We start from the raw sequence: 14,404 nt of genomic DNA on the forward strand, positions 1-14,404 counted from the left end.
TAAGGTATGATTTATTATAATTAGCAAAACAACAATTATAGACGGGAAGCGATTTTAGATAAAATTTTACTCATGAAAGCAAACGTAAGAGCTTAATTAATCCTGTATCAGACTGTATAGCTACTTTGTGCAATTTAAGGATTGTTAAAAAAAATAAGAGATTTTAAATTAACTTGAAAGGGAGAATTTTTTTGACTGGAATAATAAATAGAAAAACTCTAAGGGAAGAGACCTTGGACATTATTCGGAAGAAAATTTTACTAGGCGAAATAATGCAGGGGGATAGAATTAAAGAAGCGGATATGGCTTTGGAATTAGGAGTAAGTCGAGGTCCTATAAGAGAAGCATTTAGACAATTGGAACAGGAGGGTTTAATCACTTACTCAGCACATAAGGGGTGTAAAGTAAAACAATTTACTGTAGATGATGTATGGGAAGTTTACTATTTAAGGAATAATCTTGAGACAATGGCAGTTAAACTATGTAATGGAGTTTATTCGGATGAAGAAATAAATAAGATGGAAGCTGCAATTGTTAAAATGGCAGAATGTATTAAGGCAGGAGATACATATGGTGCTATAAAATCTGACCATGATTTTCATAGTAGTGTTGTTTTAGGGCCCAAAAGAAAAAGACTTTTTGAATTATGGAATAGTTTCACTGGAATTAATGTAGCAATTTATTATTCAACAGTCAATTCTCAAATTGTATCTATAGAAAGTCAGGATGAGCACCATGGAAGAATTTTAGATATAATTAAGACCGGTGATTGTGAAAAAATTTGTAAAACCCTTAATGATCATTATATGGGAACTATTAAGCGTATGAACGAGTTGAAAGTTGAAACTATTAGTTGTAAGAATCAATAATTTGATTTTACAAATTATCTTTAAATAATTTGCTGCTTAAATATCTAGCTTTATTCTGAATATATATAAAATATGAGCGTCTAATAAGAATATTTTATATTTGCCAAAAGCATACAGTGTTATACATAAACTGTACACTTTTGGCAATGTTTATATATTTACACATTAAATCTAAAATTGATAATGTCTCCATCTTCTACAATATATTCTTTGCCCTCTAAAGTAGCCAGTCCCTTTTCTTTTACCTTAGCCATAGACCCAAGCTCCTTTAAATTATTAAACTTAACTACCTCAGCCCGTATAAAACCCTTTTCTATGTCAGAATGAATTTTCCCAGCAGCCCTTTTAGCAACTGTACTCTTTCTGATGGTCCAGGCTTTAACCTCATCCTGTCCAGCTGTAAGGAAGGATATCAAGCCTAAATAATCATAGGCTACTTTAGCCAGCTTATCAATTCCTGGCTCCTCAATTCCCAGCTCCGACATAAACATTTCCTTATCCTCAGGCTCCAATTGATTTATTTCCAGCTCAGTTTTGCCACAGATTTCAATTAATGGTATATTTCTTTCCTTTACAAAGGTAAGCAAAGCATTTTTTTGAGGATAATCCTGTGATACCAATTGATTTTCATCTATATTGGCCACCAAAAGGAGTGGCTTTTCAGATAAAAAACCAAAGGTTTTAAGAAGCTCTCCCTCTTCCTCATTTAGCTCTAAATTATTGATTAAAAGACCTTCCTCTAAACCCTGCTTACACTTTTTCAGTACCTCCAGCTCAGCAGCAATCTCTTTTGTTATCTTTTTTGAATTTACTATACGATCTATTCTATTTTCTATTATAGAAAGGTCCGAGAAAAGAAGCTCCATATTTATGGTTTCAATATCCCTCATTGGATCGATGGTTCCTTCTGCATGAGGAACGTCATTGTTTTCAAAAACCCTAATGATATGAACCAAAGCATCTACCTTACGAATAGCATCCAAAAACTGATTACCAACTCCTTTACCAGCACTAGAGCCACTAACAAGGCCAGGAACATCAATTACCTCAATGGTGGCGGGGGTAATTTTTTTAGGCTTGTACATTTCTGTTAAGAAATCAATTCTATCATCTGGGATTTTAGCAATTCCCATATTTGAGTCAACCTTACCTACAGAAAATTGAGAGACTTGTATATCTGCTCCAGTTAGCAGATTAAATAATGTTGTTTTTCCAACCAGTGGAAGTCCTACTAATCCTATTTTCATCGATGACAGGATCAAAAATCCTGCTCTTCAACTCCTTTCTATGCTAAAATTATTATTCTGAAGTAACATAATAAAATTATACCAAGAAATGGTTCATTGTGTATATGTTTATTTCCACATTAAAAAAATGTATAATAAAATATAGTACAAAAATAAGATAGCCTTTACTTTATATAGACAACTAAGGAGGGATAGTAAATAGAATGGGAATAAAAAGACTAAGCTACATACTCATAGGAATTACTTTATCATTGATAATGCTGTTTACAGCTGTTGATTTGGTAGCATTTAATAGGGCTCATTATTTGGAGTCGTTTATTAAACACCAAATTCCACAGGTGACTGGTAGAAATATTGAGGATCTACAGTACTTTATGGAGGATTTATTGACTTATTTAAAGGATGACCGAGAGCTTTTAGATACTGTTGAAATTGTAAATGGGGAAGAAATACAGGTGTTTGGAGAACGTGCAGTACTTCATATGGTTGATGTTAAGGTTTTATTTGTTAGGGGAAGGTGGATTAGGAATGTCTCAATTCCGATTTTAATATTATTGTTGTTCTACCTAATGAAAAAAGACCGAGGATGGAAAAAGAGTTTAGCTAAAACATTATATTATACTACAGCCATTAATGTAATGCTGTTACTTACTCTGTTTATATTAATGCAAATTGATTTTTATAAGTACTTTACTTATTTTCACTTAATATTTTTCGACAATGATCTGTGGATACTTGACCCTAGTAAAGAAATATTAATTCAAATGCTACCAGAAGAATTCTTTTTTGAATCAGCTATTAAAATAATTGCAATTTACATGCTTTCCCTTTTTACATTAGGAGGCATTGGTTATTGGTATTATAAAAAGAGATAAAAAATAAGCCAGTTCATTTCTCATAGGAATGAACTGACTTATTTTTTATTTGCAGTTTTTAAAATTTACAATGTTTACCCTTCTGAGGAACAAAAAGAATAAGTAAAAGCAGTAAAATCAGTATCCAACTCTGATCTCCTTTACAACCCTTTCCTTTGCCAGGACTAAGAATTATAAAGAGTAGAAACAATATTAATATAAAATTGTTTCCAGCAAAAAGTGAATTTATATTTATTTCAGACACAATAAGCACCTCCATATTATATTAATACTAGCTTGAGGTAATGAGATTGAAGTATAATACCCCATTTTGTTTTCTCACTAATATAATATGAATGGAATTATTTAAGGTGTCAGTTGAACCCTCGTAACAAGAGGGTTTTTTATTTGTTTTCTTCCAAAATCCTTTTTAAAAGACCTTTAAAGGCATGTTCATGCTGTTCTTCAGCTTCACTTAGTTTTTTAAAGAATACAGCAATATCTTCAAGGCCTTCTGCTAAAGCTACTCTTTCATATTCCTTATAAAGAGTATGGCTTTCATAAATTTCACCCTGAATGGCATCCCTCAAATTTGCTTTAGTATCCTTAATACCATTTAAGAAGGATAACAGTGCCTTTGCATGCTCCTCCTCGTGGGCTGCACTTGATCTAAATAGCTTTGCAGCTTCAATAAATCCCTCAGCTTCTGCCTTTTGGCTATAGTAAGTATACTTGTTGCGAGTTTGACTTTCACCAGCGAATGCATTCCAAAGATTTTGTTCTGTTTGGGTTCCCTTCAATTGCATATTTATCCCCCCTCGTAATGTAATTTAATGCTATTTTAACATAACTCATAAGAAATAAAAACTAAGCGATTGGTATTAATAATATTAAAAATATATTATTTTTTAATTTTTGATTTTAATATCAAATAGTTTGGGTATATTTTTTTATTTATGTCAATATCTTATTGACTGATAAAAAATACTATGTTAGAATCTTTAATAAGTGGAATTGATAATCGTTATCAACACGAAAGGGGTAATGTAAATGTCTATTTATCAATTTAAGGGGAAAAACTCGTGTATTATCGAAAAAATGCCACAGGTACCTCTGTTAAGCTCTCTTGGGTTAAGGGAAGGAATGAAGGTAAGGGTTATGAGTAAGCAACCGTTGGGGGGGCCTATTGTGGTTTCTATGGGGAATCGAAGCATTGCAATTGCAAAGGATGTCGCAAACCAGATTTTAGTCAAGGAGGTCCTTTAGTTGAGTTGTCATACAAAAGAACCTGAAATACATATTGAAGAAGGTCAAATAAAGGTGTTACTAATGGGAAACCCAAATGTAGGTAAGAGTGTAGTTTTCTCTAAACTTACAGGGATGGATGTAATAGCTTCTAACTATACTGGTACAACGGTAACCTTTACAAAAGGAAATATACAGCATCAAGGAAATCATGGAGTTCTAATTGACGTACCAGGAACCTATTCATTAGAGGCTACTTCACCAGCAGAAGAAGTAGCCGTTAATATGTTAGATAATGAGAAGGCAGATGTAATTATCTGTGTACTTGATGCAACTAATTTAGAGAGAAATCTAAATTTTGCATTACAGCTACAAAAATATCAAATACCAATTATTTTTGCCTTAAACCTTACAGATGTAGCTGAACAACAAGGAATAAGTGTTGATATAGATAAACTATCTGTTGAATTAGGGGCTCCAGTTGTCCCTACTGTAGCAATTAGAAACATAGGACTACGGGATATATTAAAACAGGCTTGGATAATGGCTGAAAAAAAGACTGTTGATTATGGAGATATACCAGAAAATCAAGATGAACGATGGCAAAGGGTAGGAAGAATAATACAGCAGGTTCAACAGGTTGAACATCGACATCCAACATTATTAGAAAAATTAGGGGATGCTTTAATTCGTCCATTAACAGGCATACCAGCATCAATTATTATACTTGCTTTAGCTTTAGGGATTGTTGTTGGTGGTGGTAAAGGAATTCGTGGCCTTATCTTATTACCGTTACTTAATAACTTCTATGTTCCATTTATAACAAACATTGTATCCACCTTTCTATCGGAAGGCCTAATATTTAATGTGCTGGTGGGGGAATATGGAATGCTAATTAAGGGTATTGAATGGCCATTTGCCTTAATACTACCATATGTTTTCCTATTCTATATTGTTTTATCATTTCTAGAGGATAGTGGTTATTTACCAAGGTTAGCTGTATTAGTTGATAGTATGCTACAACGTATAGGAATACAGGGAGGAAACATTGTACCCATGATAATGGGATACGGCTGTGCGGTTCCTGCAATTCTTGGAACACGTGCGTCAACAAGTCAAAAAGAACGAATTATTGTGGCATCTGTTGTTTCGTTGGCAGTCCCTTGTGCAGCTCAAACAGGTGCATTTATTGCACTGTTAGGAGATAGATCTGTTTTGGTTTTAGTATTGGTGTATTTAATCTCACTATTAGCCATGTTTATAGGTGGAATGGTGTTAAATAAAATGATTCCAGGTAAAAGTGATCCAATCTTATTGGAAATACCTAATCTGCTAATGCCAGATAGACAGTCCTACTTAAAGAAGATTTATTTAAGAACAAAGCATTTCATGCTGGAGGCAGAAGTTCCTATGTTATTGGGAGTAGGCTTTGCAGCTTTGGTTGCTGAAACAGGTGCTTTAAATGCAGTAGGTGGCTTTATCGAACCAATTATCGAAGGCTGGTTAGGTTTACCAAGAGAAGCAACAATTGGTTTGATTCTGGGTGTAATTCGTAGAGAATTAGCAGTATTACCTCTATTGGAATTAGACTTGTCTACACTACAGTTACTGGTTGCATCGGTTGTAGCTTTATTCTATTTGCCTTGCTTATCAGTTTTAGGGGTCTTAATAAAGGAATTCCGTATAAAAATTGCTCTAGCAATTGGAATTTCGACTTTTTTCTTAGCATTCTTTATTGGTGGACTAATAAATCAAGTAGTAACACTTGTTTCAATGTTACTTTAGAAGGAAGGGTGAAGAAAATATGAAGCTTATACCTACTTTTACATCAAAACTGGAAAAGCTATGCTCTATATCTCCTCTATTAATTAAATTAGTGGAAATTTACTATAAGGATTTGGTGAAGCGAGAAGTAGATTTGGGACAAATTTCATGTGATGATCATGTATTATGTATCGGTGGTGGACCATTACCCTGCACTGCTCTTGCCATAGCAAATCAAACAGGGGCGCAGGTTTATGTTATAGATATTGATCCACTTTCTGTTGAAATAGCCCAAAAAGTTATAAAAAGATTAAATATGACACAAAAAGTAAAAGTGGGATTAGCTTCAGGCCAACAGATGGATGTTTCAGATTTTTCTGTTGTACATGTTGCATTACAGGCATATCCCCGTGAAGACATATTTAAAAATGTATGGAAAAAGGCACCAGCTGGGGCCAGGATATTAATGAGAAGTCCAAAAGAAGCATTAAGGCCATTTTACTCATCGTTGCCAGACGAATGCCATAAGTGTCATCAATGTATGAATATTAAACAAAATAATATGACGATAAGCTGTACGTTACTCTTTACCAAGAATCAGGGGGGCTTTAAAGATGATGAAAAAGGCAATACTGGTTTTAGTAGCCCTCATATCGATTTTAATACTCATATGGTTAGCTGATTTTAGAGAGGTATTTTATAGCTTAAAGGAACTAAATCCTAAACTAATATTGACAGTATCCATTATGCAATTAGTTACTATTGTACTTATTAATTTTCAGTGGTATTCAATAGCTAAAATTATAGGAGCCGAAATCAGTTTTAAGGATCTACTACATATGAATTTGGTGGGAACATTTGTTGAAAGTGTTACTCCCTCTGTTAAAGCAGGTGGTGAAACAGCTAAGGTATACACCCTAAATAAGAAGCTAGGATTATCAATAGGCCGGGCCACTGCAATGGTGAGTATTCAAAAAATCGTTAGTATAATTGCCTTTGCTACAATTAATCTAATATCTATTGTTGGTTTCTTAAGTAAAGTAGAAGTACAGGGTTTATATTTAAAGCTGTTATTAACTAGTTTTTTATTTCTGATTGGAGTTTTAGCAATTATAATTGCCTTTATGGTTATTCCAGATAAAATACTATGGATTTTTAATAAGTTATCAAATAGGAAATTTGAGGAAAAACTAAATAATTTCTTGTTCATTTTCCAGAAAACAATAAAAGAGGCTATTAAGAATAAGAAGGCATTTAGTCAACAGTTGCTTCTATCATTTATCATATGGGGCTTCTTTGCTTTTAAAGCAATTATTTTGGCAAGAGGCTTACATTTGGACATTGGATTATTTACAATAGCAATAATAACATATATAACTTATATGGTGGCTATGGTGCCACTTTTACCAGGTGGACTTGGCTCCTTTGAAGGCAGTATGGTCTTTTTATTGGCGCCATTTGGTATTACCCTTTCTAGAGGTATGGCATTTGCTTTAGCGTTAAGGTTTACCACATTTTGGTTTGTGTTTTTCATAAGTGCCATATACTTAGCTATAAATACTGTTATATCTTTTATTACGGACATTAAAGCGAAGGGGTTAAACCTTGTAATTAAAGATTAATAATCACAAACAGTTCATATAAGAGCTGTTTTTTTGCTCTTTTACATTTGTATAAGCATACTAGCTAATGATTAAGGGAATGATTATTATTGATTAATTTTCTTCCTCCTTCTTTTTTTCTTTAAAATATGCACAGCTTTTATCAATAGGATTTGTTACAGAGGTTACATGGGTAAGTGTACATTGTCCATCATTTTCATAAATACAAGCATTTGTAGTGCAATGTATTGTCATCATAGAAAACACCTCCTAACTATAGGATGCATCAAATTACAAGGAAAATTCATTGTAATTATTGCTACTTATTTAGTTAATTTGCAGAGAATAAAAAGTAAAGGTGATATTATGTTTTTTTCAGATTATAGTAAAACTGGCTTTATCTATCATATAGCACCAATAAATGATTTAAAAAGAATTTTAACGGAAGGCATTCAATATGACGATAAACAAAGCTACAAAAGTAAATACATAGATTTCCACTCATTTATTGACCAGGAAAAAACACCAACAATTCCTAACTGGGTAATCAGAAGGAAATCGATATTTGCTTCATTAAACTATAGAGATAATCCAAGGTTTCATTCTCATTCTGTAGTTTTAGCAGTTAGAATCCAACCAGAAAAATGCTGGGTAGCCAATGAAAATCTGGCTAATGAAATTTATGAACCCTTTATTCTACAAGATATAGAAGCCTTTAAAGAGTCAAAGGAGTATATGAAAACCAGAGGTAGGGGACTGGCCCAAGAGTATTGGGAAACTTCTTTAAGCTTTTTAGAAAATACGCAAAGAAGGTTTGACTTAAAGAAAGGATATGATGCTGAAGTATTGGTACATCATACAATCTATCCAAAGGATATAAAGCCACTTTTTATTGTTTCAGATCATCACATATACACTATAAAGGAATGGAAGAGAACATTCTGTAGTACGAGTGAAACAATTAGTAATTAGTAATGTGGAATGAGTAATGGAAGAGAAAAAACTAAATTTCTTATTTCTCTCAATTGTATTTACAACTCATTAGTTTTAATATGATATAATACCATTAGCATGAAGGGGGGAAAACCAATGAAGGTAGGAAAGCTTCCAACAAGCGTTTTAAAGGAAGTGGTTTTTTCGAATATTACCAGCAAGAGAGAAGAGGTTTTAGTAAGACCTGGTATAGGAGAAGATTGTGCAGTTATAGATTTTGGCGAATATGTTTGTGTACTTAGCACAGATCCAATTACAGGTGCAATTAATAATATAGGTCATCTAGCCATACATATTTCTTGTAATGATGTTGCCTCCAACGGTATACAGCCTATAGGAATTATGATTACTATTCTAGCACCCACAAATACAACTAAAGAAGACATTCAGCAGATTATGAGGGACGCAAATAATGCTGCTGCTTCTATAGATGTTGAAATTATTGGAGGACACACCGAAATAACCGATGCTGTAAATCGAGTAGTTATAAGTACAACTGCTATAGGAAAGCAGTTGAAGAATGATATGATTTCTACAAGGGGAGCAAAGGTAGGAGACGTAATTATTATGACTAAGCATGCAGGGCTTGAAGGAGCTTCAATAATAGCCACTGACTTTTGTGAAGAATTGAAGCAACAAATGAGCACCACTGAAATTGATACAGCGATAAACTTCTCGAAGGACTTAAGTGTGGTTAAGGAAGGTATCGTTGCTGGAAGAATTGGTGTTCATAGTATGCATGATGTAACTGAAGGCGGTATTTTAGGAGCATTATGGGAATTGGCAGAGGCATCAGATTTAGGCATTGAGGTAGATATAAACTGTATACCAATTAGCCAAGAAACAAGAAAAATATCCAATATCATGAATATTAATCCTTATCGACTTATATCCAGTGGGGTTATGCTTATATCATTAGAAAAAGAAAAAGCAAATGATTTAATTAAACTTCTTGATTTAGAAGGGGTTAAAGGAACTATAATAGGGAGAATCACAAAGGGTAAAAGAGTTATAGTTGATGGTGGTAATATTACACCACTGGCTGAACCTGATACTGATGAGTTATATAAGGTATTTGAAAAAAAAGTATAGAAGGGCCCTTGTGGCCTTTTTATTTTTTGATATTACAGTTGAGAGTCATTATTACATGTTCATTACATATTACTAGCACATATTGAATTGAATCATTTAAAATGATATAACTAATATAGATGTAACAATATGTATTTTTAGACAAAAATATGTCAGATATGTATTTATTTATCGATTTTATGGTTATATTACCACGGATTTTAACGATTAAGGAGGACAAATGATGTATAAAAAGGCTTTAACGATTATTCTAATACTTTCCATCCTATCACTGTCATTTACCTATGCCAGTTCAGCTACACCAATAAAAACAGTGACAATGAATATGGATGGTAAAAATGTAAACTTCAATACTGTACAGTTAAAACTGAATAATCAATTGATTGAATCGGATGTACCTCCTGTAATACATAATGACCGTACTCTTGTACCCTTAAGGGTTATTGTAGAAAATTTAGGTGCAGAAATAGACTGGGACGGACAAAACCGAATAGTTACAGTTAAAACTACAGATAAAGATATACTTCTGACAATTAATAGCGAAATAGCTGTTGTAAATGGTGGTAAAAAAATACTACCAGATAGTGTTCCAGCTAAGTTAATTAACGACCGTACAATGGTACCAATTCGATTTGTTGCAGAAGAGATTGGATTAGAAATAGACTGGGATGGTAATACAAGAACAGTACTATTAACAGAAAAGGAAATAGAGCCTGAACCTGATATAGAAGATATAGATAATAATAATGAAGATGAAGAAAATAAGGAAGATGAAGAAGAAATAGTTGAAGAAGAGAAAATTTTATTAGAGGCAGTTACTGTAAATGCAACAGGTTTGCCAGAGATAAGAATAAAGTTGACTGAGGAAGCAGATTATGATGAATTAAGACTGGTTCAACCAACAAGAATGGTATTTGACTTGAAAAACACAAAATTTGAGATGCAGGATAAGTCTCGTATTTCAAGTGATAATGTATATAGAATGCAGATTCAAAGAGGAAATATCAAAGAGTTAAGAGTCGCCCAGCTTAGTAAAGATCCATATGTAACCCGGGTTGTAATAGAGCTTGAAAAAAATACTACACATCAAGTACATTACGACAAGCAAACAAATGAAATGGTTATTAGTTTCATAAATTCTGTTAACAATGTAAAAATCCAAACCCATAATACTAAAGAAGTATTGGTAATTGAAGGTGACAACGTAGAAAACTACAACATAATGAGGTTATCTAATAGCGAGAGACTTGTAGTTGATGTTAAAGATGCTTATTTAAATTCTGGTAGCTATACATTAAAGGTTGATGGGAAAATAGCAAAAAATATTAGGGTATCACAGTTTGTGCCAGATCATCACTATAAACCAGATGATAAAATAGTAAGGGTTGTAATAGATTTGCAGGATAAGGATGAGTATGAAGATTTCCATTTTGAAGTTAAAAACAATCAACTATGGGTTCATTTAGAGGGTAAACCTTATGAATCAATGATATATGAGGAAAAGGGATGGACCACTTCAACCTTAACCTTTAAGGGAACAAACGTTACACGTTACACTGTTACCCGCAATATAAACTCAGATACACTAGATATAATAGCACCAAAAAATAACATAGACTTAGAATTTAGTAACATAGATGTCAATGACAATTATATAAAAAATATTAGTGTCAATGATTTAAATGCTGATAACTATCTTATTCAAATTGAATTAAATGAAGAGGTGGAGCATCGTGTAGCTTCAGCAGCTAATGGTTCAAGGGATCTAGTATTAGAGCTAACCAGCAAAAATAGATATCGACAAATATTAATTGTAATAGATCCAGGCCATGGAGGTACAGATCCAGGAGCAACCTCTAAAAATCTAAAAATTAAGGAATCTGATTTAGTACTAGATATTTCTCAGCGGTTGGAAAAGCTATTAACAGAAGTTGGTTTTAGAACATATATGACAAGAACAACCGATATCAAAATAGATCTTAAAGATAGAGCAGCGGTAGCCAATCAGTTGGGAGCTGATTTGTTTGTAAGTGTACATGCTAATGCAGGTCCAATTGGAAATACTACTGCAAATGGCATTGAGAACCTGTACTTTCCTTCTGAAAAATTCCCTTCAGATACTCGAGATAATAAACGATTGGCAGAAACCTTCCAATCGACTATGGTCGAAATGCTAGGGGCCACTGATAGAAGGCTAGTACCAAATGAAAAAATTATTGTTTTAAAAGATACGAAAATGCATGCTGTATTAACGGAAGTAGGGTTTCTTACAAACGCCGAGGAAGAGAAAAAACTAGCAACCGATGAATATCGTCAAAAAATAGCAGAAGCATTATTAAAATCTATCATTACTTTCTTTGAAGAAAGCTAAATCTATCTATATTTATTTCAAACACCCAGCGACTAATGCGTATTAAAAAATACGTCAAGGCGCTGGGTTTTAGATGTGAAAAAGGAAATTGATTAAAATAAACTATATTGTATAATATATATTAATATAATGATAAAAGGGAGGAGTTTTATGGAGCTCATACTTGGATACCTATTTATTTTTGTTGCCAGGGTAACCGATGTAAGCATGGCCACCATAAGAATGATTATGGTGGTGAAAGGAAGAAGAATACAAGCAGCTATTATAGGTTTCTTTGAAATAATTATTTACATACTTGCCATTGGAAAGGTTCTAAGTGAAATAAATAATCCAATTAATCTATTGGTTTATGCTACTGGGTTTGCAACAGGTAATTACCTGGGTGTTTATCTAGAAGAAAAAATGGCCCTGGGAAGCATAACTGTCCAGGTTATTTCTGAGCATGAGGTAATGAAGCTGGTAGAAAAGCTAAGAAATGAAGGCTTTGGTGTTACCGTAATAGAAGGCTATGGCCGGCAGGGAATACGTCATCTTCTGAATATAACATTGCAAAGAAAGAACTTATCAAAACTACATAATATAATAGATCAACATGATGATCATGCTTTTGTAACTGTAATGGATGCTCGTTCAATTCGTGGTGGATATTTCACTGCCCTAAAAAAGAAATAACGAATAGTTCCCCCTATACAATAATATAATTGTATAAAACAATTCCATAATAAAGGGATTTTGAATTGAGGGGGACGTATCTATATGAAAATCTACAGATGGAAGCTATTGGCACCTGTCTTATGTATTGTGGTATTATTGAGCGCCTGCGGAAATCCCCTTAGTATATTACTGGGGGAAAAGGATACAGATGTAAGCATTATAGTTAATCAAAGTCATACCTACTTAGAAGAAGAGGGATTGCGTCAAACTGTACTATATTACAAAGATAATATGGGATTAGTAGTACCTATGATGAGAAGCATACCTTGGGAAGAGGGCATAGCAAAGGGAGCGTTAAGACAGCTGGTTGATGAACCAATGACCCGAGAGGATCTATCGGTAATAGGGCTTTTGCCAGTTTTACCAACGGGCACAGATATCCTGGCAATGTCTATAAATGATGGTCTATGCAAGGTGGACTTTAATGACCGATTCCTTTCTTATGACAGCGAAGCTGATGAAAGAGCCATAATAACTTCTGTAGTTTATACATTAACAGAATTTCCTACTATTGATAAAGTACAATTTATGGTAGAAGGTAAAGAAATAAACAAGTTCAAATTTGGTACAATAGCAAATCTTTATTTTGAAAGGGGAAACATAAACCTAGCTCAGGAGATATCTAATGATACTATACCTGTTGTTGTATACTACAAGGGTACTGCAAATGGTGAAGATGACTACTTTGTACCTGTAACTAAAGGAGTAAATGCATTAAAGGCCGATATTAAGTCTGTGCTTGTTGCACTAATAGAAGGAGCTCCTGCAGAAGTAGGACTTTTCAGTGAGATACCAGCTGGTGTATCTATTAATGATGTATATGTAAAGGATGGAATTGCATATATCGACTTTACTGAAGAAATTAAACGGATGCCAGAAAATGAAAAGCTACAACAATCAATGATATATGAAATCGGACTTACACTAAAGGAAGTAGAACCCACCATCACACAGGTTAGGATACTATCAGGTGGTAAAGAGATTCAATTGGGGTCTAGTGTACAGCTTAATTTACCAATTTATTCAAATGAGTATTAATATTTAATAGAGACTTTCAACAATATCCAGACTGTTCATAATTCTTCAGATTCGAGGCGCAAATTATTATGATCCTCATTACTTGTCGCTTTATTCTAGTGCTCTATATGTCATAAAGCGACAATCCATGAAATAAGCGCACTGCCATGAAATCAAAGATTTCAGCCATCTGCTTAACGCAGCGTATACGTAATACGTGAGGGTGCTGGGTTTTTGCAGCAACGAAGAAGATGGAGGATTTTCAACAGTCTGTAAATAAGGCAGAATCCTTCTGCCTTATTTTGCTGTGGTGCGCCCAGCATGGGCGCAATCTAATGGGTGAAAGTCCCTAGCGCGGGTTGATAGTGCCAAGCGCATAGCTTAAGGCAAGGGTGTCCACCGTGAGGTGGAATCTGAAGGAAGCCGACGGCAAACTTCTGGTCTGACGAATAGAAACTACATATAAGGCACACATATGCTGGGTAAGGTTGCCACACAAACCAAAGCCCTAAACTATCCGGAAGCATAAGGTGTAGATGTAGCAGATAGATGGAAGGAAAGATTGCGTTCTTACCTGGGGAGGTCTCATGGACGTGTGAAAACAGAGTATGAAGCACGGTTGAAACAAGATTTATCA

At 33.9% G+C, this 14,404-nt stretch carries 14 protein-coding genes; 11 read left to right on the forward strand and 3 right to left on the reverse strand.

The features are described 5' to 3' along the window. The first annotated feature begins 191 nt into the window (after positions 1-191). Positions 192-869: a GntR family transcriptional regulator gene (locus BLP68_RS19265; protein ID WP_143003128.1), complete on the forward strand. Its 678-nt coding sequence runs from the start codon at positions 192-194 to the stop codon at positions 867-869. Positions 870-1,027: 158 nt separating this feature from the next. Here BLP68_RS19265 and ychF read toward each other — a convergent pair whose 3' ends face one another. Then, a complete protein-coding gene (gene ychF, locus BLP68_RS19270) occupies positions 1,028-2,131 on the reverse strand; it encodes a redox-regulated ATPase YchF (RefSeq protein WP_330389240.1) in 1,104 nt (367 codons plus the stop codon). 188 nt (positions 2,132-2,319) lie between these two features. Here ychF and BLP68_RS19275 point away from each other — a divergent pair, with 188 nt between their 5' ends. Beyond that, positions 2,320-2,991 (forward strand): TIGR01906 family membrane protein, encoded by a 672-nt coding sequence (locus tag BLP68_RS19275; RefSeq protein WP_091547198.1) that lies wholly within the window; start codon positions 2,320-2,322, stop codon positions 2,989-2,991. Positions 2,992-3,374: 383 nt separating this feature from the next. Here BLP68_RS19275 and BLP68_RS19285 read toward each other — a convergent pair whose 3' ends face one another. Continuing rightward, the gene (locus tag BLP68_RS19285) at positions 3,375-3,776 is read right to left on the reverse strand and encodes a rubrerythrin family protein (protein ID WP_091547201.1); all 402 of its coding nucleotides are present in this window, start codon (positions 3,774-3,776) and stop codon (positions 3,375-3,377) included. Positions 3,777-4,020: 244 nt separating this feature from the next. On the opposite strand from BLP68_RS19285, the gene BLP68_RS19290 reads away from it, so the two are divergent. The 4 genes from BLP68_RS19290 to BLP68_RS19305 are packed head-to-tail and all read left to right on the forward strand — an operon-like array spanning position 4,021 to position 7,601. Continuing rightward, complete coding sequence (locus tag BLP68_RS19290) at positions 4,021-4,236, forward strand: FeoA family protein (RefSeq protein WP_091547203.1); 216 nt, start codon at positions 4,021-4,023, stop codon at positions 4,234-4,236. Next, positions 4,237-6,000: a ferrous iron transporter B gene (locus BLP68_RS19295; protein ID WP_091547205.1), complete on the forward strand. Its 1,764-nt coding sequence runs from the start codon at positions 4,237-4,239 to the stop codon at positions 5,998-6,000. It abuts the gene before it with no gap. 19 nt (positions 6,001-6,019) lie between these two features. Further along, positions 6,020-6,661 carry a nicotianamine synthase family protein gene (locus BLP68_RS19300; protein ID WP_091547207.1) on the forward strand — a complete coding sequence of 214 codons (642 nt, stop codon included), beginning with the start codon at positions 6,020-6,022 and terminating at the stop codon, positions 6,659-6,661. Continuing rightward, entirely contained in the window at positions 6,594-7,601 is a 1,008-nt protein-coding gene (locus BLP68_RS19305; RefSeq protein ID WP_091547208.1) for a lysylphosphatidylglycerol synthase transmembrane domain-containing protein, read from the forward strand. The genes BLP68_RS19300 and BLP68_RS19305 overlap by 68 nt, the downstream gene beginning before the upstream one ends. A 93-nt stretch (positions 7,602-7,694) precedes the next feature. Here the strand turns inward: BLP68_RS19305 and BLP68_RS21880 are convergent, their stop codons facing one another. Beyond that, a complete protein-coding gene (locus BLP68_RS21880) occupies positions 7,695-7,838 on the reverse strand; it encodes a hypothetical protein (protein WP_176759119.1) in 144 nt (47 codons plus the stop codon). Positions 7,839-7,946: 108 nt separating this feature from the next. Here BLP68_RS21880 and BLP68_RS19310 point away from each other — a divergent pair, with 108 nt between their 5' ends. The 5 genes from BLP68_RS19310 to BLP68_RS19330 all read left to right on the forward strand — a co-directional run bounded on the left by BLP68_RS19310 (position 7,947) and on the right by BLP68_RS19330 (position 13,788). Further along, positions 7,947-8,552, forward strand: a complete 606-nt coding sequence (locus tag BLP68_RS19310; protein ID WP_091547210.1) for a hypothetical protein — start codon at positions 7,947-7,949, stop codon at positions 8,550-8,552. Between the two features lie 117 nt (positions 8,553-8,669). Beyond that, positions 8,670-9,665: an AIR synthase family protein gene (locus BLP68_RS19315; RefSeq protein WP_091547211.1), complete on the forward strand. Its 996-nt coding sequence runs from the start codon at positions 8,670-8,672 to the stop codon at positions 9,663-9,665. Positions 9,666-9,888: 223 nt separating this feature from the next. Continuing rightward, on the forward strand, positions 9,889-12,036 hold the full coding sequence (locus tag BLP68_RS19320) for an N-acetylmuramoyl-L-alanine amidase family protein (RefSeq protein ID WP_176759120.1): 2,148 nt from the start codon (positions 9,889-9,891) through the stop codon (positions 12,034-12,036). Between the two features lie 150 nt (positions 12,037-12,186). Further along, a complete protein-coding gene (locus tag BLP68_RS19325; protein ID WP_091547215.1) occupies positions 12,187-12,708 on the forward strand; it encodes a DUF2179 domain-containing protein in 522 nt (173 codons plus the stop codon). Positions 12,709-12,792: 84 nt separating this feature from the next. After that, on the forward strand, positions 12,793-13,788 hold the full coding sequence (locus BLP68_RS19330; protein WP_091547217.1) for a GerMN domain-containing protein: 996 nt from the start codon (positions 12,793-12,795) through the stop codon (positions 13,786-13,788). Positions 13,789-14,404: the final 616 nt, after the last annotated feature.

The organism is Alkaliphilus peptidifermentans DSM 18978 (assembly GCF_900101495.1).
Taxonomy (GTDB): Bacteria; Bacillota; Clostridia; order Peptostreptococcales; family Natronincolaceae; genus Alkaliphilus_C; species Alkaliphilus_C peptidifermentans.

Bases quoted from the DNA above. Each gene is read 5' to 3' on its own strand.
- BLP68_RS19290 (WP_091547203.1), top strand. From the start codon at position 4,021: ATGTCTATTTATCAATTTAAGGGGAAAAACTCGTGTATTATCGAAAAA.
- BLP68_RS19315 (WP_091547211.1), top strand. From the start codon at position 8,670: ATGAAGGTAGGAAAGCTTCCAACAAGCGTTTTAAAGGAAGTGGTTTTT.
- BLP68_RS19305 (WP_091547208.1), top strand. From the start codon at position 6,594: ATGATGAAAAAGGCAATACTGGTTTTAGTAGCCCTCATATCGATTTTA.
- BLP68_RS19320 (WP_176759120.1), top strand. From the start codon at position 9,889: ATGTATAAAAAGGCTTTAACGATTATTCTAATACTTTCCATCCTATCA.
- BLP68_RS19330 (WP_091547217.1), top strand. From the start codon at position 12,793: ATGAAAATCTACAGATGGAAGCTATTGGCACCTGTCTTATGTATTGTG.
- BLP68_RS19275 (WP_091547198.1), top strand. From the start codon at position 2,320: ATGGGAATAAAAAGACTAAGCTACATACTCATAGGAATTACTTTATCA.
- BLP68_RS19310 (WP_091547210.1), top strand. From the start codon at position 7,947: ATGTTTTTTTCAGATTATAGTAAAACTGGCTTTATCTATCATATAGCA.
- BLP68_RS19300 (WP_091547207.1), top strand. From the start codon at position 6,020: ATGAAGCTTATACCTACTTTTACATCAAAACTGGAAAAGCTATGCTCT.
- BLP68_RS19325 (WP_091547215.1), top strand. From the start codon at position 12,187: ATGGAGCTCATACTTGGATACCTATTTATTTTTGTTGCCAGGGTAACC.
- BLP68_RS19285 (WP_091547201.1), bottom strand. From the start codon at position 3,776: ATGCAATTGAAGGGAACCCAAACAGAACAAAATCTTTGGAATGCATTC.
- BLP68_RS21880 (WP_176759119.1), bottom strand. From the start codon at position 7,838: ATGATGACAATACATTGCACTACAAATGCTTGTATTTATGAAAATGAT.